The organism is Lacinutrix salivirga (assembly GCF_053604675.1).
In genome coordinates, this window is sequence record NZ_JBSHNP010000103.1 from 18,663 (window position 1) to 43,998 (window position 25,336).

Here is a 25,336-nt window from a genome sequence, read left to right on the forward strand (position 1 = left end):
AAAATAAAGCATTGATTTTTTCGTTAGTTTTATTCTTAACCCTTTCTAACCTAATTAATGCAGTCTCAAATTTTTGACATACTTCCTAATTTAGAATCGTTTGATTACCAGATGCATTACGACTCCCTTTTTATCAATCAGAAGTGGGTTTTAGTTAATGGTATTGTCGAAAAAAAAGCCGTTTATGTGTTTAAGGATGAAAATATCCTGACGATAAAACAAAACGATACTAATAGTGAAACCTCATGGTGTATTGATTTTAAAAACACGTTTTCAATTGAAACTGAAGATGGACTAATTACAGTAAAAGCTTACTTTAAAGATGATGACGTTTTGGTGTTGGATCGCGAAGATAATGATGGTTATGCCTTATTTATAAACGAAAGTACTCACGAAACTGGTGTCAACTCTATTGATGATGTAAGAGCATTTCTAAGAGAAAAATACAAAAAGAAAGCCACTTCACTTATTTACGAACACCAATTTTATTACATCTCAGAATCCGAAGAATTTGGTCCTTGCACTGTAGAAGAGCTAGCTACAAAAGTAAAAGCAGACACTATTAGTGAGCATTGTTTTGTGCGAGATATAAATGAATACGATTACAGTAAACGCTTACGCATTAGAGATTTAACTAAAGAATTGTAATAAAAAAAAGCGAACTCTTAAAAATCAAAGCTTGCTCTTTAAATTATAGAATTATCTAAAAAATCACTCTTTTTGGAATCCTTTTAAAATTAAAATTCCAACTCTAGCAATTACAAAAGTTAATAAACCAAAAGTTGCTGTTATTAAGGATATTTTAAGTCCAGCCGCAAAAACTGAAGGATCTGGGTTACCAATAGCTTCAATAGTATCGAAAGCAGAAATTAAACCTAGTACAGAACCTAAAAAGCCTAAAACTAAACCTAATAAACTACTATCTACAGCCAAACGAAGCATTTTTTTAGACTTTATATTGTTTGTACTAATTGTTAAAAATCCCATTACTAAAAAGAATATAGATAATAGTAAACAAATTAATATTAGAGACATCATAAGCGTACCTCCTTCTGTAAAATAATTGGATAATAGAATAGTTGAAAATTTCATAAGTGTTGTTATTAATTAATGTTATACAAATGTATTAATAGTGTTTAATTAAAAAAGGTATTTGCGATAGATAACAACATTAGCTACTGAAACTACCAAACCTTTTTCTGGATTGAAATTATTGTTTACTACATTTTTTCTCTGGTTCTCCTGCTTGCTTAAATATTAAAGTGTTTTCATTTAAATTAAAATGCAATGCTACTCCTAAGCCATCTAAATTAAAGACATCTTTTCCTGTCGCTTTTAACACCTTTGGGTCTCTTCCTTCTGGAGCACCTTTTAAAATTTTACCATCGGATTTAAATACTAAATTAAATGGCAGATTTTCGCAGGTATAAACACCTTCATAGTTTTGCAACTCTACTTTTGTTAAAACTACACTACCAAAATTTGGAAAATCTAATGCTTTATCTTCTATTGCTGCCATTACATTAAATACTATTGGCATTAGTCTATAATTAAGTGCATTAGCAGTTATTGCAATACTAATTTTATGTTCTGGAATATAAACAACCATAGATTTAAAGGCATCAATACTTCCGTTATGTGCAAAAATTATTTTACCACCTTTTTTAGCACTCAAAATTCCGCTACCATATTCTCCATTTATAGTGGTCATAGTTTTAAAACTAGTTTCGGACATTAATTTATTATTAAAAAGCGCATCCATAAAAACCACTAAATCCTTAGAATTAGAAACCATTGCTCCTGCTCCTCCTGGATTACTTAAGTGTGCTTGTTTTGCTTCGTATAAAGAATTATCATCGTTAAAAAAATAAGATAAACACTCTTCGTTTTCTGTATTTATAACGTCTCCATAATACGTGTTTTGTAATTCTAGCTTGTTTATAATACGTTTTTGTACAGCTTTATTATAAGAAGTGTTTTCTATATTTTCAATAATATAGCCTAGTAGAATATAATTGGTGTTACTATATTCATTTTTTTCATTTGGTTGAAAATCTACATCATGAGATTGTATTAAATCTAACATTTCCTTTTTAGTGATTGGCTTATGCTCATTGAAGTTTTCGTCTCTAGGAATATTAAACAAACCACTACTATGATTTAATAGATTAGCAATTGCAATGTGATTTGCGTTTTTAATTTTTGGAAAGTAATTAGCTAATTTTGAATCTAAATTAATTTTTCCTTCGTCCACTAACTGAAAAATCATTACTGCTGTAAATGTTTTAGTAACCGAACCTATTCTAAATTTTGAAGTTTCTGTAATTGGTTGTTTTTCGTTATTTATTATTTGACTATAACCTACGGATTTATTAAATATAAGATTTCCTTCTTTTAAAACGCTAAGGCTTCCCATAAATTTATCGTTTTCGTAGAGTACATCAATAAACTCGTTTAATTGCTCCATATTTTGAGCATTAATACATTTGCAAATTATAATACATATAATGACACTAATTATTTTATTCATAAGTAATAATTTAAGTTATGTTGGAAACAAACATACTCAGTTCATTCTCTATAATTTAAAATATGCGACTATTAACACATTTAGCAATTGATATAACATAAATGTTAAATCCAGTTCTAAAACAGTTGTTCGTCTACAAAACCTAAAAGCATATAAAAAATATAGTATTATTGTAGATTATTAAATGGCATGTTTACCAAATCCTTCATTTTAAAAAAAATAGCGCAATGCATATTACACTTCGCATTTTGGTGTATTGTACTTGTTTTTTACACTTACTTTTTTGATGCTGGAAGTAAAAATTATAAAGAAACCTTAACGTTTTCCTTATTTTTAATGCCAATTACAATAGCAACTACCTATGTTTCGATTTATAAATTAATACCAGAATATTTAGTCACTAAACGGTATTTTAAATTCACTCTTTACAGCGTTTATACTATAATAATTTCTGGATATTTAATAATGGTATCCATCTTTTTTAGCCTTCTATATTTATCGAATTCTAATTATGCAGATATGAATCCTGTGACAAGAAACAGTATTCTGGTAACTACAGCTGTCTATTTAGTAGTCATAATTGTTAGTGCTTTTAAATTGTTAAAATTGAATTTAAAACACGCCGAAAAAACTAAAGTACTAGAAACCAAAATTTTAGAAACGCAATTACTATTAAAAGAGCAAGAACTCAATTATTTGAAAATGCAAATTCATCCGCATTTTCTGTTTAATACGCTAAATACTATGTATGGTTTTGCTTTAAAAAAAGCAGACCAAACACCAGAAATGATATTAAAGCTCTCTAATCTTTTAGATTATTTACTCTATAAAGCCGATAAGCCTTTTGTATTATTAACCGATGAAATACACCATTTGAAAGATTATATCTCACTAGAAAAAATGCGTTTTAACGACAGCCTTAATGTTGTTTTTAATATTAAAAATAGTAACAAAAACATTATGATTGCTCCAATGCTTTTATTGCCATTTATTGAAAACAGCTTTAAACATGGAACACTTAACAATGGCGTTTTAAATATTAATATTGAATTAGCTTATAATAAAGAAGGTATTGACTTTTATATTGAAAACACTAACACTAAACAACAGCAAAAAAATCAAGGTATAGGTTTGCAAAACATACAAAAACGCTTAGATTTATTATATAAAAACAAACATGATTTAGCAATAAATAGTACTGAAAATTTATTTAAAGTAACCCTAAAACTAATCCAAAATTAATTGGCAACTAAAAAAAACATAACCTGTTTAATTGTAGACGACGAAACTATTGCAAGAGAAATTATTGCTACACATTTGTCAAAAATAGACACTATTACTGTAGTTGCGAGTTGTAGCAATGCTATGGAAGCGTTTAATGTGATTAGTAATCATACTATAGACTTGGTGTTTTTAGATATTAATATGCCTGAAATTTCTGGAATTTCCTTTGCCAAATCCATAAATAAAAATATTAAAATAATTTTTACAACAGCTTATAGAGATTATGCTGTGGAAGGTTTTGAACTCCAAGCTGTAGATTATTTACTAAAACCTATTGCATTTGAGCGTTTACTTAAAGCAGTAAATAATTATTTTAAAGTTTTTACTGAAACAAATTCTAAAGTTGAAACACAAAACGAAAGTAATGACTTTATGTTTGTACGTTCGGAAAGACGCATGGTGAAAATTGATTTTAATACTATTATTTACATTGAAAGTTATAGCGATTATTTAAAAATACATTTAAAAAACACAATTGTTGTTACTCGCGAAACCATTACAGCTATTGAAGTTAAGCTACCAAAAAATGCTTTTTTAAGAATACACAGATCGTATATTGTTGCTTTATCACATATAAAATCCTTTACTAATGAACATATTAGTATAAAAGACAAAGATTTATCCATTAGTAGAAGTTATAAAAAGGATGTTTTAAAACTTTTGGAACAGTATTAAAAACAAAAAAACGAACCTAAATTAGATTCGCTTTTTTATAAAATTATATGTGTAGATTATGATTCTATACTTGGAATACTAACCATTTCGTTAACATCTTTATTATAATCTATTCCCTCAACATCAAAACCAAAGAGATTAAAGAAATCGGTTTTATAGCCTTCTAAATCGCCTAATTCTGGTAAGGTTTCGGTTGTAGCTTGTTTCCAAAGTTCTAATACTTTTGCTTGGATATCGTCTCTCATTTCCCAATCGTCTATTCTAATACGACCTTCTTCATCTAACTCTAAATTTTCAGCATATAAACGTGCATTAAACAAGCGCTCAATTTGTTCTATACAACCTTCGTGAATACCTTCGGCTTTCATTATTTTATATAATAACGAAATGTATAAAGGGATTACAGGAATTGCAGAACTTGCTTGAGTGACTAAAGCTTTATTAACAGAAACGTATGCTTTTCCATTAAGGTCTTTTAGCGCATCTGTAATTTTAAAAGCTGTAGCTTCTAAGTGGTCTTTTGCACGACCAATTGTTCCTTTTCTATACACAGCCTCGGTTAATGAAGGTCCAATATAAGAATAGGCAACGGTTTTAAACTCTTTAGATAAAACACCTGCTGCTTTAAGCTGGTCGATCCACATTTGCCAATCTTCGCCTCCCATTACTGCAACTGTATTATCAATTTCTTCTTGTGTGCAAGGCTCTATAGTTACTTCTTTAACTTCTCCTGTATGAAAATCTACAGTATTGTCTGTAAACGTACTGCTAATTGGTTTTAATACCGATTTAAAACGCTCTCCTGTATCAGGATGAGTACGTACTGGAGAGGCTAAACTGTAAACTAATAAATCTATTTCGCCTAAATCTTTTTTAATAAGGTCTATAGTTTCTGCTTTAATCTCGTTCGAAAACGCATCGCCATTTATACTTTTAGCATACAAGCCATCTTTGTGTGCTTGCGCCTCAAAAGCAGCACTGTTGTACCAACCAGGAGATGCAGGACGACCTTCGGTTGGTGGTTTTTCAAAAAAAGCACCAATTGTCGCAGCATTAGATCCATAAGCGCTAGTAATACGAGATGCTAACCCAAAACCTGTGGAAGCACCAATTACCAATACTTTTTTAGGACCGTTTTTTACTGGTCGTTCTTTAATATATTCTATTTGGTTTATTACGTTTTGCTCACAACCTTTTGGATGTGCAGTTAAACATATAAAGCCTCTTGTTTTTGGTTCTATTATCATATTCTATACATGTAAAGCACGATCATCTACTGCTAATGCGGCTTCTTTAATAGCTTCAGCAAATGTTGGATGTGCGTGTGACATTCTTGTGATATCTTCTGCGCTTGCTCTAAATTCCATAGCAACTACTGCTTCTGCAATTAAGTCTGCACAACGTGCTCCAATCATGTGAACACCTAAAATTTCGTCTGTTTTTTCATCAGCAAGGATTTTTACAAATCCATCAATATCCATACTTGCTCTACTTCTTCCTAAAGCTCGCATTGGGAAAGAACCAGATTTGTATTTAACTCCTGCTTCTTTAAGCTCTTCTTCTGTTTTACCAACTGCAGCAACTTCTGGCCAAGTATATACAACACCAGGAATTAAGTTGTAATCTATATGTGGTTTTTGTCCAGCAATAATTTCGGCAACCATAGTTCCTTCTTCACTAGCTTTATGCGCCAACATTGCGCCTTTTACAACATCTCCAATAGCGTAAATATTTGGAATATTTGTTTGTAAATGTGCATTGGTTTCAATTTGACCTCTGTCTGTTAGTTTTACTCCTGCAGCTTCAGTATTTAAACCGTCTGTATAAGGACGTCGTCCAACAGAGACTAAACAGTAATCGCCTTTAAACTCTACTTCTTCTCCTTTTTTATTGTCGGCTTTTACTATAACTTCGTCTCCAACGCGTTCCACAGATTTTACTTTGTGAGACATATTCATTTTAAACTTAGCCTTTTTAAAGACTTTGTTTAACTCTTTAGACAATGCGGCATCCATAGTTGGTATTATGCGATCCATGTACTCTATTACAGTTACTTCTGCACCTAAACGCTTATAGACTTGTCCTAGTTCTAAACCAATTACTCCTCCTCCAATCACAATCATGTGTTTAGGGATTTCTTTAAGTTTTAAAGCTTCGGTTGAAGTAATAATGCGTTCTTTATCAATATTTATAAATGGCAAACTCGATGGTTTAGATCCTGTTGCAATAATGGTGTTTTTTGCTTCAATTTCAGTAGCATCTTTACCAGTTACTTTAATGTGCGTAGCATCTATAAAACTACCAACACCTTCGTAAACATCGATTTTGTTTTTCTTCATTAAAAAATCAATTCCTCCTGTAGTTGTATCCACTACACTTTGTTTACGAGCAATCATTTGCTTTAAATTCACTTTGATTTCTCCAGGAATATCGATACCATGCTCTTCGAAATGCTTTACAGCATCTTCGTAGTGATGTGACGAATCTAAAAGTGCTTTACTTGGTATGCAACCTACGTTTAAACACGTTCCTCCTAATGTTGAATATTTTTCAATTAACGCAGTTTTCATACCTAATTGTGCGCAACGTATTGCTGCTACGTATCCACCAGGACCAGAACCTATTACTGCTACATCGTATTGACTCATATATACTAATTTTATAAAATTTATTAAAACTAATACAAAAGTACAATTTTGATTGACGAATTGCGAATACGAAACAATGAAATTTATATCTGATTAAAGTTTATTTATTAATAAAAATGATTAAGGCCGTTTAATAAGCTTGGGAAATAAAAAAAGCCTACTCTTATAATTAAATAATAAGAATAGGCTTAGGGATATGTGAACCCTAGATAGTGATTAATAGCAGTGTAAAAATCTTTAAATTAAACGGTACTCACAATACTTAATTTGAGTAAATTATTTTTTAAATTAGTGATTTGTCTATTTTAAGCATGCCAACTAACTCTCCTGTCGAATAAATATTTAGCTTTTTAAGGATGTTACGTCTATGTGTATCTACTGTGTGTGAACTAATATTTAGTTTTTCAGAAATTTCTTTACTCGATTTATTGATCATTAACAGTCGTATTACATCGCGCTCTCTATTGCTTATGCTTTTATATAATAATTTTTGAGACAAGTTATTGTAGTAAATTGTTTCGTATTCGTTTTGTTCATTTAATAACTTTGCAGTTGCAGTAATTGGCAATTTTAATGCGCCATCTAAAACAGTGTAATGTGCCAAACCAATTATTGGTTTTTTATCGGAATCGAAAGCTAAAGGCGTTGTGTTTTGTATAATATTTACGTACGTATTGTTTGCATTTTTAAACCTGAAATTCCATGTGTAGTTTGCTTCGTCTCGCTTGTCGTCTGGTATTTCGCCAAGAGTAAACTCCATAAGTTGTTTTAAAGCACTTAACCAAGCTTCAAGATCATCTGGATGAATACGACTCCAAAAATAGCGCATTCCCTTTTCTTTTAATTCATTAGGCTTTAACCCTAAGCAGGCTGAGTAGTTTTTACTTACAAATTCAAACGTTAACTTTTGAGTATTGGTTATGCAAAAAAAGGTTGAATTGTAAGGAATATGAGTGTCTAGCTCAATAATTTTTTTAATATGTGTTTCTAAAAATGGTGTATCGTAAGATTTAAATATAGACTTGTAAAGGTCTTTTATTTGTTTGTGGTTCATAATATATTGATTAATAGCGCCACTAATATAGATTATTTTTTCAACTTGGGAAGCCTAATAACTCACCCATTCCAACTGTAAATAACCAACACCCATAAATAGCATGCTCTATTGTTACCAAAAGTGTAGATTTTGTTTTATAAAATGTAAAAGCAAATAACAATCCACCTAAAAATGTAAGCACGATTACCAAACTGTTTTTAAAAAATAAATGTGCTAAAGCAAATACAATAGCGTTTATAAAAATGAAGACCTTTTTATTTTTAAAAATGTTCTCATAACGTTGAAAATAAAACGTCCTGTAAATTAATTCTTGTGGATATACTGAAAATACAGAGTATATAATCAGTATAAATAACCACAAAGAAGGTTTTTCCAACAGCACTAAAAATAAATTTGAAGGTGTAGTGAAATAAACAAAAAGTGTAGTTAAAATAGCTATTATAAGGAGCTTAATGCTTGTTTGCTTAAAAAACTTACTCCAATTTAAATTGTTTTTAATCCTTAATTTATTTTTATTGATTTTGAGCAGTACATATAAAACATATCCAAAACCAATTAATGCAATAATAACTTTTATCCAAATAGAAAACTCTATTGCAAAACTAATTGGCACAGCAATAAATAGAATAACAAACTCTAATATTTTATAAGTAAAAGACTGCATTGATAACAAATTATTAATTTTCTAACTAAATACTAATAGCTGTGGTATGCTTCACTTCATTAATTACAAACATACTATGTGTACTACCAATGTGGCTTATTTTAGTTAATCGATTAACCATAAACTCTCTAAAGGCTTCCACATCTTTTACAATAACTTTAAGCAAATAGTCGTAATCTCCACTAATATGAAAACACTCCATGACTTCACTTAGCTTGGCAACTTCTTTTTCAAATTTAATTACATAGTCTTGTGCATGCTTTTCTAATTTTATATGGCAAAAAGCAACAAATGCTTTATCAATTTTTTCTTTTTTAATTAAAGCAACGTATTTATCGATTATACCATTGTTTTCGAGCTTTTTAATACGTTCGTAAACAGCAGTAACCGATAAGTTTAGCTTATGGGACAACTCTTTACTGGTTTGTTTAGAATTTTCTTGAAGCAATTCTATTAATTTGTTATCTGTTAAATCAAAGGTCATAATTGAAAAATTTTCAGTTAAATAGCAAATCTTTAAAAAAATTATTAAAATTTAACTGCTATTTAGTTAAAATATAGTTTTAAAAACTAAATATAAATAAATCTATTGATTAATATTCTAATTATAACCAATTTTGATGTGTTTCTGAAACAATTCAGATAATCTAAACTCTATAATTATGGCTTTTAAACCAGCAAACAATATTCAAGATTTACAATATTTTGGTGAATTTGGAGGTGTCAACCCTTCAATTTCAGACTCTTCTACTTATACTTTTTTATCGGCAAAAACAATGTTTGATACTTTTGAAGGTAATGCAGATGGTTGTTACTTATATTCGCGCCACTCCACACCTTCTAATTTATATTTAGGAGAAGCACTTGCTGCTATGGAAGGTACAGAAACTGCAAATGTTTGTGCCTCTGGAATGGGAGCAATAACTCCTGTACTCATGCAATTGTGTGATGCTGGAGATCATGTTGTGTCTAGCCGAACAATTTATGGTGGAACATACGCTTTTTTAAAAAACTTTACACCGCGTTTTAATATAAAAACTACGTTTGTAGATATTACGAAATTAGAGGTTGTAGAAGCTGCAATCACTCCAAATACTAAAGTGCTGTATTGCGAATCTGTTAGTAATCCCTTATTAGAGGTTGCAGATATTAAAGGCCTAGCGAAATTGGCAAAAAAACACAATTTAAAATTAGTAGTAGATAATACGTTTTCGCCTTTATCTGTTTCACCTGCTAAATTAGGCGCAGATATTGTAATCCATAGTTTAACAAAATTTATTAATGGCTCTAGCGATACTGTTGGTGGCGTTATTTGTGGAACACAAGAATTTATTGACGATTTAAGAAACGTTAACGATGGTGCTTGTATGCTACTTGGCTCTACAATGGATAGTTTACGTGCAGCTTCAATTCTTAAAAATTTAAGAACGTTACACATTAGAATGCAACAACACAGCTATAATGCAACGTTTTTAGCTGAAAAGTTTCAAGATTTAGGATTAAAAACAGTGTATCCTGGTTTAGCTTCTCATCCATCACACGAGCTTTTTAAATCGATGATGAATGAAAAATACGGTTTTGGAGGCATGTTAACAATTGATGTTGGCTCATTAGAAAAAGCCAATACATTAATGGAATTAATGCAAGAAAAAAACTTAGGCTATTTAGCAGTAAGTTTAGGATTTTATAAAACTTTATTTTCTGCTCCTGGAAGTTCTACATCTTCCGAAATACCTGAAGATGAACAAGCAGAAATGGGATTAAGCGATGGGTTAATTCGTTTTTCTATTGGGTTGGATGCAGATATTGAACGTACGTTTACTATGATGAAAAATTGTATGATTGAAGTTGGTGTTTTAGATGCTAAAATGGCTTAGATAGTGAATAGTGAATAGTGAATAGTGAATAGTGAATAGTGAATGGTGAATGGTGAATGGTGAATGGTGAATGGTGAAAACTAATTAAAATTATTTACTTAAAATATAGTTACTAAACACTAAAATCAAATTCCTTTCATCCGTTTCCAAAGCTCAGACATCGTCTCTCCAAAATCATCAACTTTAGGTGCAAAAGGTTTCATATTTAATCTGTTATTTTCTTTAAAAAGTGATAGACTAAAAACAGATTCGTAACCATTTTTAGTCTTTACTAAAGGATAGCGTAAATCATTATACAAATAGTTGTTTTCCGAAATTTTTTCGACATTAAAATACCCATTACTAAACCACGACAACTCTTTTAATTCTTTAAATTCTGATGCACTAATTGCTCTTACTTTAGGAATTTCTTGCCATTCGGAAAATCGGTTACTAGTATCCAACAACGAATAATAAGCTACTTTATAAGAAGTATCGGTTTCTGCAATTCCATACCACAATAAGTTGTTTAAAATTGAAGGTTGAGCGCTAAAACGAGAGTATTCAATGTTATCTTCAACTAAAGAGGCTTTAAAAATAGAATTTATATACATTTTATTTCCAAGTGTAAACAACATATATAGCGAGCTTATTCCTAATCCTAATTTTAACCATAGTGTTCTTTTAAAGGTGTTTCTTTTAAAAAATAACAGTACAATACTGCAAATTAAAAAAGGTAATGTATAAGCAGGATCTGCAACAGCAATGTTATTAAAAGCTACTCTATAATTAGAAAATGGAGCAAATAATTGCGTGCCATAAGGAGTAAAGGCATCTAAAATAGAATGTGTAAATAGCGACCAAAAAAATAATAACATCCAATCTTTTAAAGTCGTTGTATGAATTCGCTTGCCAGTATTGTAAAGTTTAAACGTAAACCATCCAAACAAAAAAGCGCCTAAAACAGAAAATAAAAATGAATGCATAAAGCCACGATGAAACAGCATAATATCTATTTCATTAGTGTAAAAAAATCTGCCAATAAAGACATCTAAATCAGGAATCGTACCACCAATAGCACCAAACAACAAGGCTTTATTTCCTATTTTTTTTCCTAAAACAGCTTCTCCACAAGCCGCTCCAAGTACAATTTGAGTTATTGAATCCATATAATTAGCAAATTTATATCAATTTGCATAACTTCTTGTAAAATCGTAACATTACATATCTAAAAAAACTAACTCTTATGCAAGACGATAATCTTTCTGAAACTAAAATTGAAGATCAAAAAATAATAAACAATAAAGAATTAAATATTTGGGAAGCATTAATACCTGTTTTTGCATTAGTTGGTATGCTAGCATATAATATTTATGTATATGGAGATGACGCATTAAGTGGAAGCAACCAGTTTATTTTATTACTTGGCGCTGCTGTTGCTGCTATTGTTGGTTTTAGAAATAAAGTGCCTTACAGAAGAATGATTGAGGAAATTGCCGAAAACGTAAAATCTACAACTGGAGCATTATTAATATTATTAATGGTAGGCTCTTTAGCCGGAACATGGCTAATAAGTGGTATTATTCCAACAATGATTTATTATGGACTACAAATATTAAACCCAACAATTTTTTTAGCTGCTTGTGTAATTATTTGCTCTATAATTTCCATAGCGACTGGTAGTTCTTGGACCACCTCTGCCACTGTAGGTATTGCACTAATTGGCATTGGAGAAAGCTTAGGGATTTCTGTTGGAATGACAGCTGGAGCAGTACTCTCTGGAGCATATTTTGGAGATAAAATGTCGCCACTTAGTGACACCACAAACTTAGCACCAGCAATGGCAGGCGGAGAGCTCTTTAGTCATATTAAATATATGGCTTATACTACTGTACCTACTATAGTAATTACACTCATAATTTTTATTATTATAGGATTAAATTTAGATACAACTGGAACACCTCAAATAGACGATAAGTTAGCAGCAATAGATAATGCATTTAACATCAGTCCATGGTTATTTATTGTTCCTGTTTTAGTAATTGTTATGATTATTAAAAAAACACCTCCATTAATTGCATTACTCACTGGTTCTTTACTAGGAGGCGCAGCGGCTTTAATAATGCAACCTGATATTATTGTAAAAATTGCTGGAGCTGAAACTTTAAATTTTCAGTCCGCTTATCAAGGTGTTATGAATGCCTTAACTGTAGATACAGCTGTTGAAACTTCTAGTGCAGAATTAAACGATTTGTTTACATCTGGTGGAATGAAAGGTATGTTAGGAACTATTTGGTTAATAGTATGCGCAATGGTATTTGGAGGTGTAATGGATGCTATTGGAGCATTGTCTAGAATCACAAAATCTTTGCTCAATATGGCAACCACAACATTTGGCTTATTTGCAAGTACTGTTGCAAGCTGTTTGGCTTTAAATCTAACAGCATCAGACCAATATTTAGCATTAGTTGTGCCTGGTAAGATGTTTAAGCAAGCCTATGAGGATAGAGGGTTAGCTCCTGAAAATTTAAGTAGAACTTTGGAAGACTCTGGTACTGTGACTTCTGTATTAATTCCATGGAATACTTGTGGTGCATACCACTCTAAAGTGTTATTTGGTTACGCTGGTGCTACTGCCTATATTCCTTATGCGTTTTTTAGCATTATAAGTCCGTTTATGACCCTACTTTTTGCTGCATTCTCAATAAAAATCAAACAACTTAACAACAAATAGCCTAAGATTATAGTTTAATAATTTTATTATAATTAAAACTTATAGTCAGATAGGATTTTAAGATTTTGTTAGGCTAAAAATTTGGACATCTATTGTACCTTTGTACGTATAAAATAACATATTAATTTTTAAATTTTATTACAATGGCAATAGTAGGAAAACAGTTTCCAGATTTTAATGTAGATGCAATGAACGAAATGGGTGATACCTTTAAAATAAACGTTCTTGAAGAAGCGAAAAAGAATAAAAAGAAAGTATTATTATTCTGGTACCCAAAAGATTTTACTTTTGTTTGCCCAACAGAATTACACGCTTTTGAAGCTGCCAAAGCTGAGTTTGAAAAAAGAAACACAATGCTAATTGGTGCTTCTTGTGATACTCCAGAAGTGCACTTCGCTTGGTTAAATACTCCAAAAGATAATGGAGGTATTGAAGGTGTAACTTACCCATTATTAGCAGATACAAATCGTAACTTAGCTTCTGCTTTACAAATTTTAGACATTACTAACCAACATTACGATGAAGAAACTGGTTTAGTAATTGTAGAAGGAGACAACGTTACTTATAGAGCAACTTACGTAATTGATGAGGACGGAATTGTACAACACGAAGGTGTTAACAACATGCCTATTGGTAGAAACGTAAACGAATTTTTACGTATTATCGATGCCTTAACACATGTACAAGAAAAAGGAGAAGTTTGTCCTGCAAACTGGGAAGAAGGTAAAGATGCAATGCATGCGAACAGAGATGGCGTTGCAGAATACTTAGCTGCTCACGCAAACTAAATTAAAATAAATAATTATAATCCAAACTTCGAAAATTGCTTTTGGAGTTTGGATTTTTAATATCAAAAAATTAAAATTATGCTTAAAGAATTAGATCAAGATAACTTAAATGAAATCGTTAATAATAATAAAACAGTAGTCGTACAATATTCTGCGACTTGGTGTGGTAACTGTCGTATTATGAAACCAAAGGTTAAAAAATTAGCTTCAGAATTAGAGGATATTACCTTTGTTATTGCAGATGCTGAAAAATTTCCGGAATCAAGACAATTAGCAACTGTAGATAATTTACCAACCTTTGCTACTTTTAAAGACGGAAAATTTGTAAATCAAACACAGACTAACAAGTTTGATGTGTTAAAAGAATTAGTAAACGAAGTCGCTTAACACCTATAATATTTTCGCTAAAGCGGAAATTAAAAAAAAGTGTCAGTTCGAGTGAATCTGATTTTTTTTATCGGTTTTGTATCGAGAACAGCTTTTGAAACAAAAATAAAATTAGTAATAACTAAAAATAGTTTCTTCCCTTTGGGAAGACGGAAGATGAGATGAAATTACCAGTTATAAAACACCTCACACAATTTATAGAAGACAACGATGAAGATTTTGTTGTTGAAACTATAGAAACTTTAGAAGCCTTAACAGAAGTCCCTTCTTTAAAAGACGAAGAGTTAGACGTTATTGGAGAACTTATTTCTAATATGTATGGCGCTTTAGAAGTTAATAAAATGACTAAAGAAGGTACGCCTAAAAAAGAAGCTTTAAATACATTTATGAAACGTGTTTTAGGCTCTATAGATAAGTAATAGAAAAATAAAAATGAGAATTTATTAAACCACTTTGCAATAGCAAGGTGGTTTTTTTATTTTTTATAGATACTTGACATTATAAAGTTTTTCTACTAAATTCGTTTAACTTCGAATATAAAATATTAATACGGAATTATATTCGTTATATGTTGTAAAGCATTTAACAAAACGACAATGAAAAAAATAATTTTAATCACATTCATATTAATAGGTCATTTATCTTATTCTCAAGATTGGGATTTTGAAAAACCTAATTACAAGAAAATTGAGAAAAATATCAAAAAGAAGAAATCGAATCTTTTCTACAAAACTTTAATGAGCAGATTTCAAAAAGCTGATTCAACAATGACTTTAGACGAAAAAAGGCATTTGTATTATGGTTACATTTTTGATAAAAATTATTCCCCATATTCACGTTCAGATTATAGAGATAGCTTAAGAGTTGTGCTTCGAAAAGAAAAAATGGACAGTTTAGATTTAAATAGAATTGTTGAATTTACTAATAAAATGCTCTTTGAAAATCCATTTAATTTAAATGCAATAAATTACCAACTATATTCATTAGAAAAATTAGGAAATAAAGAATCTTTTGACAAAAGAGTAAATCAACTACGAATTATTGTAGATGCTTTGATGAGTTCAGGGAATGGGAAAAGTAAAAAAGAAGCGTTTTATGTAATTTACACCTCACACGAATATGATTTATTAAACTTTCTTGGATTACAATTTGGAGGCTCACAAAGTTTGATTGAACATTACGATTATTTAACTATTGCAGAAAATGAAGACAAATTAGAAGGATTGTACTTTGATGTTAGTCCGTGTTTAAAATCATTGTCAAAAATGTTTAAAGAATAAGAAAACGCTGTACAACAATGGGTATAAGTAATTGCTTACTTATACCAACGTCTGAAAATCCTGGAGAATTTTAAGTATGGTGAGTACTTACAAAGTTAAGTGCTAAACCACGCAACTACTCAAAGCCGAAACCGAAACCGATAAACAAAAATAAGACACATCCTGAATTAAGCTAAACTCACCTTAAAACTAACATTTATTAAGGCTGTACTAGCAGAAGCGTCTTTTATGTTAATTGGTGCTTTATGTTACATTAAAATTTTGGTTGCAGTTTCATTATCAAAATAAGTTGTAAAAATTAATGGAATAGAAACCACGTTGATTCTTGGCTTCTAATACTTTAAAACAATGTATTTATGTCTTCCATTGTTTTATTATATAAAAAAAGGAACACATCTAAAAACGCATTCCTTTTTCTATAACTATTGTAACTCGTAATTATTACAAATCAAAACGATCTAAATTCATCACTTTAGTCCAAGCAGCAACAAAATCGTTTACAAATCTGGCTTCGCCATCATTTGCGCCATACACTTCTGCTACAGCTCTAAGCTCTGTGTTAGATCCAAATATTAAATCTGCGCGCGTCCCAGAAAACTTCATGGCTCCTGTTTTACGATCACGACCAATAAATTCTTTTTCTTCAGCATTTGCTGCTTTCCACGTTAACGAGAAGTCTAGAATGTTTGTAAAAAAGTCATTAGTTAAATGTCCAACATTATTTGTAAATACACCATGTTTAGAGCCATCATAATTTGCGCCTAAAACACGAAGTCCACCAACAAGCACTGTCATTTCTGGAATAGACAACGATAGTAAATTGGCACGATCTATTAATAAATCTTCTGCTTTTACATTTAATTTAGAACTCATATAGTTTCTAAAACCATCTGCTAATGGCTCTAAATAGCCAAAAGATTCTAAATCTGTTTGTTCTTGCGATGCATCTCCTCTACCTTGTGCAAATGGAACAGTTACAGAATGTCCAGCATTTTTTGCAGCTTGCTCCACGCCTACATTTCCGCCTAAAACTATTAAATCTGCTATAGAAACTGATCCTTTAAATTCATTTTGGATAGCTTCATAACTATCTAACACTTTCTTTAATTCTGTTGGATTATTAACTTCCCAACTACGTTGTGGCTCTAATCGTAAACGTCCTCCATTTGCTCCTCCACGCTTATCAGAATCTCTGTAGGTTGATGCAGAAGCCCAAGCTGTAGTGACTAATTGCGAAATAGATAATCCTGAATTTGATATCATTGTCTTTAAAGTACTAATATCTTCATCTGTTAAATTATAATCAACAGTAGGAATAGGATCTTGCCAAATTAATTCTTCTTTAGGAACTTCTGGTCCTAAATACCGATTAACTGGTCCCATATCACGATGTGTTAGTTTATACCAAGCGCGAGCAAAAGCATCTTCAAAAGCCTTGTGGTCTTTATGAAAGCGCTTAGAAATTTCTAAATAAGTAGGATCCATTTTTAATGCCATATCTGCAGTGGTCATCATTAACGCTTGTGTTCCATTAGCATCACCTGCTTTTGGAGCTCTTTTCGCATTAGAAGCTGCAGTTGGTGTCCATTGATGTGCACCAGCAGGACTTTTAGTGAGTTCCCAATCGTAATTAAGTAAAACATCAAAATATTCATTATCCCAACGTGTTGGATTTGGTGTCCAAGCACCTTCAATACCACTAGTAATAGTATCATCTAACACACCAGATTGAAAGGTGTTTTTCCATCCTGTGCTCATTTCTTCAATAGAAGCTCCATGAGGTTCTGTACCAACATATTTCTCAGGATCTGCTGCTCCATGTGCTTTACCAAAGGTGTGTCCTCCAGCAACTAATGCAACAGTTTCTTCATCATTCATTGCCATTCGGCCAAATGTGATTTTTATATCGTGTGCAGATTTTAAAGGGTCTGGCACTCCATTTGGTCCTTCAGGATTCACATAAATTAATCCCATATGTACAGCGCCAAGATGGCCTTCTAAATCACCATCACTTGTATCATAACGCTCGTCATTATCTAACCAACCCGTTTCACTTCCCCAATAAATATCTTGTTCTGGTTCCCAAACGTCTTCACGTCCACCTGCAAATCCAAAAGTTTTAAATCCCATAGACTCCAAGGCACAGTTTCCGGCAAGTATCATTAAATCTGCCCAAGAAATTTTGTTGCCATATTTCTTTTTCACTGGCCATAGTAACAATCTGGCTTTGTCTAAATTCCCATTATCTGGCCAACTATTTAGTGGTGCAAAACGCTGGTTTCCAGAAGCTGCTCCTCCTCTTCCATCACCAACTCTATAAGTTCCAGCACTATGCCAAGCCATACGTATCATAAATGGTCCATAATGTCCATAATCTGCTGGCCACCAATCTTGTGAGTCTGTCATTAAATCTATAACATCTTGCTTTAAGGCTTTAAAATCTACACTATTAAATGCTTTAGCATAATCAAAATCGTCACCCAAAGGATTAGATTTTGGTGCGTTTTGCCTTAATATATTTAATTTTAATTCGTTTGGCCACCAATCTCTATTACTAGTTCCGCCTCCTGCTGCTCTTTTTTGAGCACCACTTAAAAAAGGACATTGTGCATTAGACTCGTTAATATCCCAAACTTTACCATTATTTTCCATAATTCAACTATTTTCAATTTATTAGAACCTAAATTTAACTAATAATTTGTTTGATTCCTCGTCTAAAAATTGATTATTTTTATTTTTTAATAGAGGTTAACTATAATAATTAAATAATACAATAACAATTAGTTATTTATTGTGAAAAAATTTATAGTTTCTAAAGTCACAATTATATTAAGATTGACTATTTTTAACTTTCATAAAAATTATAAAACAACATGGCTAAAATAACATTAGGAGGAACACCTGTAGAAACTATTGGAAACCTACCAAAAATTGGAGATAAAGCTCCAGATTTTACACTTACTGTAAGTGATTTATCTACTCAAAAATTATCAGACTTTGAAGGTCACAAAGTCGTTTTAAATATTTTTCCGAGTGTGGATACAGGAACCTGTGCAACTTCTGTAAGAGCTTTTAACAAAGAAGCTGCAGAAATGGAAAACACAAAAGTACTATGCGTTTCTAGAGATTTACCCTTTGCACAAGCACGTTTTTGTGGTGCTGAAGGTATTGAAAATGTAATGATGTTATCCGATTTTAAAAACGGACAGTTTGGTAAAGATTACGGTTTAGAATTTAAAACTGGTCCTTTTGCTGGCTTACACTCGCGTTGCGTAGTTGTTTTAGACGAAAACGGAATTGTTAAATACACAGAGCAAGTGCAAGAAGTCGCAGACGAGCCAAATTATAAAGCATCCTTATATGCGCTTTTAGATGAATAATAAAAAGGACACTTTTTTAGTTAATAGAATTAAAAGTGTAGGTTATGCCTTTAAAGGTGCATACCTTTTAATTACAACAGAAGCTAGTTTAAAAATTCAATTTTGTATTGGGATTTTAATGACGGTTGCTGGATTCTATTTTAACCTTTCGGCAACAGAATGGTGTATTCAAATTTTAGTTATTGCGCTTATTATGGCTATTGAAGGCGTAAATACTGCTATAGAAGAAATTGCAAACTTTATACATCCTGAGTACCATCCTAAAATTGGTTTAATAAAAGATTTAGCTGCAGGAGCTGTATTTATAGTTGCCATTGCAGCAATTATAATTGGTTGTATAATTTATATTCCAAAATTTATCTAATTCTGTTCTTTTTTAGCTCTAAAACCTCAAAAAGCATTGATAGAATTTTCAGTAATGCTTACTCTAACTTAAAATTAAAAGTGTTTTTAATATAAATTCAAAAAATTACACACCAATTATAGATGATAATAGGTAGTAATCAATTTTATTTTAAACCTGCGCAATTACACATTAGGAAAAACGTTAAGTATTTGTATTTTTGTTTAACACAATCTGAATATGGCGAAAGCAAAAAAAAGTACTAAAAAAACAATAAAACCCAAATTTAAAAAGCCTAGCTTTAAGCTATCTAACCAACAAAAATTGGTGTTAGGCAGCTTTTTATTAATGCTTGGTGTTTTATTATGTGTTGCCTTTGTCTCCTTTTTATTTACTGGTAAAGCAGACCAAAGTGTTCTTAACGAGTTTCCTGCAAGAGGTGTAGAAACAAAAAACTGGGCAAGTCAATTTGGTGCTTGGTTAGGCGATTTTTTTATTCATCGTGGTTTTGGTGTTTCAGCATTTATTTTATCTGGTTTAACCTTTCTTTCTGGTATTTATATTTTAATGAATTTAAACAAAACCAAATTAAGAAAACACTGGTTTTGGGGAATTTGCGTCATGGTTTGGCTCTCTGTGCTTTTTGGTTTCTTTACTCAAAAATTAGATTTTTTAAGTGGTACAGTAGGTTATGAAATCAATACCTTTCTTCAGGACTACTTAGGAAAAATTGGTACTATTCTATTATTAATTTTTGGACTTATTACTTATTTAGCCATACGCTTTAAAGTCACAGCAGAAAGTATTGCAAACGTATTCAAATCGGCTAAAAAAGAAATAAAAACAGATTTTAAAGATGCAAAAGACGATTTTGTACCAATTGATAACAGTCTATCTGAAGAAGCTGAAGCTATTAAATCTAGTTTCGAAATGCCTTTAGAAGACTTAAAACCTACAATCACTAAGCATTCTACAACCACTAAAAAAGAAGAAAAGCCTTTAGAGATAGAAGTTGCAAAAGAAGACCCTTTAGAAGAAGAAATAGCTATTGAAGTTGAAAAAGTAACAGAAGAACAATCTGAAACAGATAATCTAGCCAATAAATTAGTAGAAGATTTTGGCCAGTTTGACCCAACTTTAGAATTAGGTAATTACCAATTTCCCCCTTTAGATTTATTGAAAAAATATGATACTGAAGGGATTACGATTAATCAAGAAGAATTAGAAGAAAACAAAAATAAAATTGTTGAAACGCTAAACAATTATAAAATTGGAATTGCAAGCATAAAAGCAACCATTGGACCAACAGTTACCTTATACGAAATTGTGCCAGAAGCAGGTGTGCGTATTTCTAAAATTAAAAATTTAGAAGATGATATTGCATTGTCTCTATCTGCACTAGGTATTCGTATTATTGCTCCAATTCCTGGAAAAGGAACTATTGGTATTGAAGTGCCAAACAAAAATTCTACAATAGTTTCTATGCGTTCTGTAATTGCATCGCAAAAGTTTCAGAAGTCAGAAATGCAACTCCCAATTGCGTTTGGTAAAACTATTAGTAACGAAACCTTTGTAGTCGATCTTGCAAAAATGCCGCACATGTTAATGGCAGGTGCAACAGGACAAGGAAAATCGGTTGGATTAAACGCTGTACTTACTTCTCTACTTTATAAAAAACATCCTGCTGAAGTAAAGTTTGTTTTAGTAGATCCAAAAAAAGTGGAACTCACTTTATTTAATAAAATTGAGCGTCATTATTTGGCAAAATTACCAGACGAAGCCGAAGCTATTATTACAGATAACACCAAAGTAATTAATACACTTAATTCTCTGTGTATAGAAATGGATAACCGTTACGACATGCTAAAAAACGCATTATGTCGAAACATTGTAGAGTACAACACCAAATTTAAAGCGCGTAAACTTAATCCAAACGATGGTCATGCCTTTTTACCATATATAGTTTTGGTGGTCGATGAGTTTGCCGATTTAATTATGACTGCTGGTAAAGAAGTAGAAACACCTGTTGCACGTCTAGCACAACTAGCACGTGCCATAGGTATCCATTTAATAATTGCAACACAACGTCCATCTGTAAATGTAATTACTGGTATTATTAAAGCCAATTTCCCAGCTCGTATTGCATTTAGAGTAACTAGTAAAATTGATTCCCGAACTATTTTAGATGGTTCTGGAGCAGACCAACTTATTGGTCGTGGAGATATGCTATACACGCAAGGTAACGATTTAGTGCGTATTCAATGTGCCTTTGTTGACACTCCAGAGGTAGAACGAATAGTGGATTTTATTGGTGCACAAAAAGCGTATCCAGATGCACATTTACTTCCTGAATATGTTGGTGAAGAAAGTGGCACAAGTCTTGATATAGATATCTCAGATAGAGATAAACTATTTAGAGAAGCTGCCGAAATTATTGTTACAGCACAACAAGGGTCTGCGTCTTTATTGCAACGTAAGCTAAAATTAGGTTACAATCGCGCAGGACGAATTATCGATCAATTAGAAGCTGCAGGTATTGTAGGTGGTTTTGAAGGTAGTAAAGCCAGACAGGTTTTAGTACCAGATTTTGTAGCTCTCGATCAATTACTAGAAAACGAAGGACAATAAAAATCAAATTTCCTGTTTAGGGAATCTTTAAAATTAAAGTTTTAAAATGAAAAAATTATTTGCAGTATTGGTATTAGTAAGTTCAATGACATTTGCACAAGACGCAAAATCATTGCTAAATGAGGTTTCGGCCAAAGCTAAAAGCTATGATAATATAAGCATAGATTTTAAATATGAATTACAAAACGAAGCCGAAAATATTAAACAAGAAACTCGTGGAAATGTTGTTATGGCTGGCGAAAAATACAAACTAAATATTCTTGGTATAACCAGAATTTTTGATGGCAAAACACTGTATAGTATTAGTCCAGAAGACGAAGAGGTAACCATATCTAATGAAGATGGAAGCGACGAAAACAGTATTACGCCAAGTAAAATGCTATCGTTTTATGAGGATGGTTTTACTTACAAAATGGACATCACTCAAACTATAAAAGGCAGAAAAATACAGTATGTAAAATTGAACCCAATGGATTCTAATACCGAAATTAGTTACATTCTTTTAGGTATTGATGCACAAACAAAACACATATATAATTTAATAGAAAATGGTAAAAATGGCACAAAAACAACCTTAACTGTTAATTCTTTTAAAACAAATGAAACTATTTCAAAATCCTTATTTACCTTTGACGACTCTAAATACTCAGAGTATTACATCAATAAATTAGATTAGTTATCATTTGAAAATTCTCGATAGATACATATTAAAAACCTATCTTAAAACTTTTATCAGCGTGTTTGTAATACTCATGCTGATTTTTGTTTTACAAACAATTTGGCTCTACATCAAAGAGCTAGCAGGTAAAGATCTTGATTTAGAAACCGTTTTAAAGTTTTTACTTTACTTTGCACCTAAATTAATTCCCTTAGTATTACCGTTAACTATACTCCTATCCTCCATTATGGTTTTTGGTAATTTTGCCGAAAACTATGAGTTTGCTGCAATGAAATCTACAGGTATTTCTTTACAACGCGCCATGGCTGGTTTAAGTGTTTTTATAATTGCGCTGTCTGTACTTACTTTCTTTTTTAGTAATAATGTTATTCCGTGGGCAGAATACAACTCCTATAATCTTAGAAAAAATATAGCTAAACTTAAACCTGCAACCTTTATTGCCGAAGGCCAATTTAACCAAGTTGGTGAAGGTTTAAATATTAAAGTAGAAAAGAAAACAGGAGAAAAAGGAGAGTTTTTAGAAGGTGTAGTCATCCATCAAAAAAGTGGTAAAAGAATAGGAAATCACATCACTATTATAGCAGAAACAGGTGAACTTATTGGAGAAGAAGATAGTGATATACTAAAATTAATACTTTATAATGGCTATTATTATGACGATACACCTCCTAAAGATTATAAAAAAAGGAAAAGCAATCCTTTTATAAAAAGTTACTTTAAAGAATATATTAAATACATTAATTTATCTGATCCTAATGCAGGAAACTTAGAAGAAAAAAATATTACAGATAAGTATTCTATGTTAGATGTTAATGGATTAAAATACAATATAGACTCCCTAAAAATTGCTAGAAATAAAGAGTATAAAGAATTTAATCAAACTTTGTACAATAGAACCAACGTGTCTTCTCTAAATTTAAGTTATAAAAAAAATGAAGATTCAATTTATAAAGGCGATAATATATTAAACCTCTTTAAAGCTCGTAAAAATATTCAAATCGTAGATTTATCATTAAATACTATTAATAGTACAAAACAAATGATAGGCTCTAAAGCTCCTGTTTTTAAAGCAAAAAACGTTTGGATTAACAAGCATTACATGGCATTGCACGAAAAATTTGCCTTAGGGTTTGCCTGTATTATTCTCTTTTTTGTTGGTGCTCCCTTAGGTGCTTTAATTCGTAAAGGAGGTATTGGATTACCAATGGTTATTGCTATTCTCCTATTTTTAACCTATCATTTTATTGGCATATTTGCTAAAAACAGTGCAAAAGATGGTAGTTTTAATCCTATACTTGCCACTTGGTTTTCTACATTAATTATGTTGCCTCTAAGTATTTATTTAACAAAAAGAGCAACTGCAGACAGAGGTTTATTTGAGAGTGACGCCATATTAGAACCACTTAAAAAACTATTTGGCATAAAATCTAAATTAACAATAGACACCTCATTATTATCACAAACCTCAGACGATTACAATAAACTTGTAGATTATAATAACACGCAACTTGTAGATATTGTAAATAATTATAGACAATACAATTATATTCCAGCACATAGAAATACTGCATTAAGCTTATTAAAATCTCGTGGTGTTTCGGAACAAGAGTTAAAAATTAGCGGTAAAATATCTAATAACAAATTAGATGAAGCTTTGCGACTAAAAGGGCTTTTTGAAGAAAATTCTAAACTTGCTTTTATTCTTTACACTATTGCTTTATTGTTATCTCTTGGAGGAAAAATATTGGCAAATAATGGCTTTTCTGGGATTGGAAATGGAGTGTTTGTATTGGGAATACTCATCCAAATTCTGTTTTTCTTTGCCTTATTTAAATCGTTTGCAGACCATACTAATCTTTATAAACATCTTGGTAAAGACAACTCTATTAATTCTGCTTTATTTATTCTATTAGGTTTACCTTTATATTTTGTTAATTATTTCTTTCAGAAGAAAAAAATTAAACGCGATTTAAATCCTACAACCCTTGAAGATGATTTGATAACACCTAATAAAGATGAAGCTTTAGCAATTAATGACCAAATTAAAAATAATACAACTTCTGCTTCAACACCAGAATCTAAAGTACCCATTACTTTACAAAAAGATTATCTATCGCATTCTAATTACAGTGTAGTGTTTTACAGTTTAGCCTTAGTGTGTTTTATTTTATTTTTTGTACTCAAAAACAATAAATTACCTCTTTATGCTTCCGCTAGCATACAATTAAGTGGAATCTCATTGTGTCTTTATAGCTTCTATTTTATAAAAACACAACTCAATTTAAAGGCTATATTTCAGCTTAAAAATTCTAAAAACAACCTTTTACAAACCATACTTTCTTATATTTTATATCCTGTGTTTTATATAAAACGAAAAAATAATTTATAATTAGCTGTATGTGT

23 protein-coding genes are annotated in these 25,336 nt (G+C 31.1%); 14 read left to right on the forward strand and 9 right to left on the reverse strand.

What is annotated here, in order from left to right; genetic code table 11:
* The first annotated feature begins 57 nt into the window (after positions 1 to 57).
* Positions 58 to 648, forward strand: coding sequence for a hypothetical protein (locus ACVC5O_RS07440; RefSeq protein WP_452220846.1), 591 nt, complete (start codon positions 58 to 60; stop codon positions 646 to 648).
* 63 nt (positions 649 to 711) lie between these two features.
* Here ACVC5O_RS07440 and ACVC5O_RS07445 read toward each other — a convergent pair whose 3' ends face one another.
* The gene (locus ACVC5O_RS07445) at positions 712 to 1,092 is read right to left on the reverse strand and encodes a MotA/TolQ/ExbB proton channel family protein (RefSeq protein ID WP_452220847.1); all 381 of its coding nucleotides are present in this window, start codon (positions 1,090 to 1,092) and stop codon (positions 712 to 714) included.
* Positions 1,093 to 1,210: 118 nt separating this feature from the next.
* Positions 1,211 to 2,467, reverse strand: a complete 1,257-nt coding sequence (locus ACVC5O_RS07450) for a serine hydrolase domain-containing protein (RefSeq protein WP_452220848.1) — start codon at positions 2,465 to 2,467, stop codon at positions 1,211 to 1,213.
* 252 nt (positions 2,468 to 2,719) lie between these two features.
* Between ACVC5O_RS07450 and ACVC5O_RS07455 the strand changes: the two genes are divergently transcribed.
* Together ACVC5O_RS07455 and ACVC5O_RS07460 are read left to right on the forward strand one after the other, a co-directional pair.
* Entirely contained in the window at positions 2,720 to 3,772 is a 1,053-nt protein-coding gene (locus ACVC5O_RS07455; protein WP_452220849.1) for a sensor histidine kinase, read from the forward strand.
* Positions 3,773 to 4,489: a LytR/AlgR family response regulator transcription factor gene (locus ACVC5O_RS07460; RefSeq protein ID WP_452220850.1), complete on the forward strand. Its 717-nt coding sequence runs from the start codon at positions 3,773 to 3,775 to the stop codon at positions 4,487 to 4,489.
* A 56-nt stretch (positions 4,490 to 4,545) separates the two neighbouring features.
* Here ACVC5O_RS07460 and fabV read toward each other — a convergent pair whose 3' ends face one another.
* The 5 genes from fabV to ACVC5O_RS07485 all read right to left on the reverse strand — a co-directional run bounded on the left by fabV (position 4,546) and on the right by ACVC5O_RS07485 (position 9,342).
* On the reverse strand, positions 4,546 to 5,736 hold the full coding sequence (gene fabV, locus ACVC5O_RS07465) for an enoyl-ACP reductase FabV (protein ID WP_452220851.1): 1,191 nt from the start codon (positions 5,734 to 5,736) through the stop codon (positions 4,546 to 4,548).
* Between the two features lie 3 nt (positions 5,737 to 5,739).
* A complete protein-coding gene (lpdA, locus tag ACVC5O_RS07470) occupies positions 5,740 to 7,137 on the reverse strand; it encodes a dihydrolipoyl dehydrogenase (RefSeq protein ID WP_452220852.1) in 1,398 nt (465 codons plus the stop codon).
* Between the two features lie 283 nt (positions 7,138 to 7,420).
* Positions 7,421 to 8,191, reverse strand: coding sequence for a LuxR C-terminal-related transcriptional regulator (locus tag ACVC5O_RS07475; RefSeq protein ID WP_452220853.1), 771 nt, complete (start codon positions 8,189 to 8,191; stop codon positions 7,421 to 7,423).
* 40 nt (positions 8,192 to 8,231) lie between these two features.
* The gene (locus ACVC5O_RS07480; protein WP_452220854.1) at positions 8,232 to 8,858 is read right to left on the reverse strand and encodes a CPBP family intramembrane glutamic endopeptidase; all 627 of its coding nucleotides are present in this window, start codon (positions 8,856 to 8,858) and stop codon (positions 8,232 to 8,234) included.
* Between the two features lie 25 nt (positions 8,859 to 8,883).
* Positions 8,884 to 9,342, reverse strand: a complete 459-nt coding sequence (locus ACVC5O_RS07485) for an Lrp/AsnC family transcriptional regulator (protein WP_452220855.1) — start codon at positions 9,340 to 9,342, stop codon at positions 8,884 to 8,886.
* Between the two features lie 178 nt (positions 9,343 to 9,520).
* Here ACVC5O_RS07485 and ACVC5O_RS07490 point away from each other — a divergent pair, with 178 nt between their 5' ends.
* Entirely contained in the window at positions 9,521 to 10,735 is a 1,215-nt protein-coding gene (locus ACVC5O_RS07490) for an aminotransferase class I/II-fold pyridoxal phosphate-dependent enzyme (protein ID WP_452220856.1), read from the forward strand.
* A gap of 125 nt (positions 10,736 to 10,860) precedes the next feature.
* On the opposite strand, the gene ACVC5O_RS07495 is transcribed toward ACVC5O_RS07490, so the two are convergent.
* Positions 10,861 to 11,883, reverse strand: a complete 1,023-nt coding sequence (locus ACVC5O_RS07495; protein ID WP_452220857.1) for a metal-dependent hydrolase — start codon at positions 11,881 to 11,883, stop codon at positions 10,861 to 10,863.
* Positions 11,884 to 11,960: 77 nt separating this feature from the next.
* Here ACVC5O_RS07495 and nhaC point away from each other — a divergent pair, with 77 nt between their 5' ends.
* The 5 genes from nhaC to ACVC5O_RS07520 all read left to right on the forward strand — a co-directional run bounded on the left by nhaC (position 11,961) and on the right by ACVC5O_RS07520 (position 15,903).
* Positions 11,961 to 13,448, forward strand: a complete 1,488-nt coding sequence (nhaC, locus tag ACVC5O_RS07500) for a Na+/H+ antiporter NhaC (protein WP_452220858.1) — start codon at positions 11,961 to 11,963, stop codon at positions 13,446 to 13,448.
* 143 nt (positions 13,449 to 13,591) lie between these two features.
* Positions 13,592 to 14,236, forward strand: a complete 645-nt coding sequence (locus ACVC5O_RS07505; RefSeq protein WP_452220859.1) for a redoxin domain-containing protein — start codon at positions 13,592 to 13,594, stop codon at positions 14,234 to 14,236.
* Positions 14,237 to 14,314: 78 nt separating this feature from the next.
* Positions 14,315 to 14,623, forward strand: coding sequence for a thioredoxin family protein (locus tag ACVC5O_RS07510; protein ID WP_452220860.1), 309 nt, complete (start codon positions 14,315 to 14,317; stop codon positions 14,621 to 14,623).
* Positions 14,624 to 14,784: 161 nt separating this feature from the next.
* Positions 14,785 to 15,042 (forward strand): DUF6952 family protein, encoded by a 258-nt coding sequence (locus ACVC5O_RS07515; RefSeq protein WP_452220861.1) that lies wholly within the window; start codon positions 14,785 to 14,787, stop codon positions 15,040 to 15,042.
* Positions 15,043 to 15,219: 177 nt separating this feature from the next.
* A complete protein-coding gene (locus tag ACVC5O_RS07520) occupies positions 15,220 to 15,903 on the forward strand; it encodes a DUF4919 domain-containing protein (protein ID WP_452220862.1) in 684 nt (227 codons plus the stop codon).
* A 441-nt stretch (positions 15,904 to 16,344) separates the two neighbouring features.
* Here the strand turns inward: ACVC5O_RS07520 and katG are convergent, their stop codons facing one another.
* Complete coding sequence (gene katG / locus ACVC5O_RS07525; protein ID WP_452220863.1) at positions 16,345 to 18,555, reverse strand: catalase/peroxidase HPI; 2,211 nt, start codon at positions 18,553 to 18,555, stop codon at positions 16,345 to 16,347.
* Between the two features lie 221 nt (positions 18,556 to 18,776).
* Here katG and tpx point away from each other — a divergent pair, with 221 nt between their 5' ends.
* From tpx to ACVC5O_RS07550, 5 genes are all read left to right on the forward strand, one after another.
* Positions 18,777 to 19,283: a thiol peroxidase gene (gene tpx, locus ACVC5O_RS07530; protein WP_452220864.1), complete on the forward strand. Its 507-nt coding sequence runs from the start codon at positions 18,777 to 18,779 to the stop codon at positions 19,281 to 19,283.
* Positions 19,276 to 19,647, forward strand: coding sequence for a diacylglycerol kinase family protein (locus tag ACVC5O_RS07535; RefSeq protein ID WP_452220865.1), 372 nt, complete (start codon positions 19,276 to 19,278; stop codon positions 19,645 to 19,647). The genes tpx and ACVC5O_RS07535 overlap by 8 nt, the downstream gene beginning before the upstream one ends.
* A 219-nt stretch (positions 19,648 to 19,866) precedes the next feature.
* On the forward strand, positions 19,867 to 22,254 hold the full coding sequence (locus ACVC5O_RS07540; protein ID WP_452220866.1) for a DNA translocase FtsK: 2,388 nt from the start codon (positions 19,867 to 19,869) through the stop codon (positions 22,252 to 22,254).
* Between the two features lie 46 nt (positions 22,255 to 22,300).
* On the forward strand, positions 22,301 to 22,930 hold the full coding sequence (locus ACVC5O_RS07545) for a LolA family protein (RefSeq protein WP_452220867.1): 630 nt from the start codon (positions 22,301 to 22,303) through the stop codon (positions 22,928 to 22,930).
* 7 nt (positions 22,931 to 22,937) lie between these two features.
* The gene (locus ACVC5O_RS07550) at positions 22,938 to 25,322 is read left to right on the forward strand and encodes an LptF/LptG family permease (protein WP_452220868.1); all 2,385 of its coding nucleotides are present in this window, start codon (positions 22,938 to 22,940) and stop codon (positions 25,320 to 25,322) included.
* Positions 25,323 to 25,336 lie beyond the last annotated feature (14 nt).

Coding starts and splice junctions, on each gene's coding strand:
- ACVC5O_RS07515 (WP_452220861.1), top strand. CDS start 14,785: ATGAAATTACCAGTTATAAAACACCTCACACAATTTATAGAAGACAAC.
- katG (WP_452220863.1), bottom strand. CDS start 18,555: ATGGAAAATAATGGTAAAGTTTGGGATATTAACGAGTCTAATGCACAA.
- ACVC5O_RS07480 (WP_452220854.1), bottom strand. CDS start 8,858: ATGCAGTCTTTTACTTATAAAATATTAGAGTTTGTTATTCTATTTATT.
- ACVC5O_RS07475 (WP_452220853.1), bottom strand. CDS start 8,191: ATGAACCACAAACAAATAAAAGACCTTTACAAGTCTATATTTAAATCT.
- ACVC5O_RS07545 (WP_452220867.1), top strand. CDS start 22,301: ATGAAAAAATTATTTGCAGTATTGGTATTAGTAAGTTCAATGACATTT.
- ACVC5O_RS07455 (WP_452220849.1), top strand. CDS start 2,720: ATGTTTACCAAATCCTTCATTTTAAAAAAAATAGCGCAATGCATATTA.
- ACVC5O_RS07505 (WP_452220859.1), top strand. CDS start 13,592: ATGGCAATAGTAGGAAAACAGTTTCCAGATTTTAATGTAGATGCAATG.
- ACVC5O_RS07490 (WP_452220856.1), top strand. CDS start 9,521: ATGGCTTTTAAACCAGCAAACAATATTCAAGATTTACAATATTTTGGT.
- lpdA (WP_452220852.1), bottom strand. CDS start 7,137: ATGAGTCAATACGATGTAGCAGTAATAGGTTCTGGTCCTGGTGGATAC.
- ACVC5O_RS07485 (WP_452220855.1), bottom strand. CDS start 9,342: ATGACCTTTGATTTAACAGATAACAAATTAATAGAATTGCTTCAAGAA.
- ACVC5O_RS07450 (WP_452220848.1), bottom strand. CDS start 2,467: ATGGAGCAATTAAACGAGTTTATTGATGTACTCTACGAAAACGATAAA.
- ACVC5O_RS07510 (WP_452220860.1), top strand. CDS start 14,315: ATGCTTAAAGAATTAGATCAAGATAACTTAAATGAAATCGTTAATAAT.
- ACVC5O_RS07445 (WP_452220847.1), bottom strand. CDS start 1,092: ATGAAATTTTCAACTATTCTATTATCCAATTATTTTACAGAAGGAGGT.
- ACVC5O_RS07495 (WP_452220857.1), bottom strand. CDS start 11,883: ATGGATTCAATAACTCAAATTGTACTTGGAGCGGCTTGTGGAGAAGCT.
- ACVC5O_RS07540 (WP_452220866.1), top strand. CDS start 19,867: ATGGCGAAAGCAAAAAAAAGTACTAAAAAAACAATAAAACCCAAATTT.
- nhaC (WP_452220858.1), top strand. CDS start 11,961: ATGCAAGACGATAATCTTTCTGAAACTAAAATTGAAGATCAAAAAATA.
- fabV (WP_452220851.1), bottom strand. CDS start 5,736: ATGATAATAGAACCAAAAACAAGAGGCTTTATATGTTTAACTGCACAT.
- ACVC5O_RS07520 (WP_452220862.1), top strand. CDS start 15,220: ATGAAAAAAATAATTTTAATCACATTCATATTAATAGGTCATTTATCT.
- ACVC5O_RS07535 (WP_452220865.1), top strand. CDS start 19,276: ATGAATAATAAAAAGGACACTTTTTTAGTTAATAGAATTAAAAGTGTA.
- ACVC5O_RS07440 (WP_452220846.1), top strand. CDS start 58: ATGCAGTCTCAAATTTTTGACATACTTCCTAATTTAGAATCGTTTGAT.
- tpx (WP_452220864.1), top strand. CDS start 18,777: ATGGCTAAAATAACATTAGGAGGAACACCTGTAGAAACTATTGGAAAC.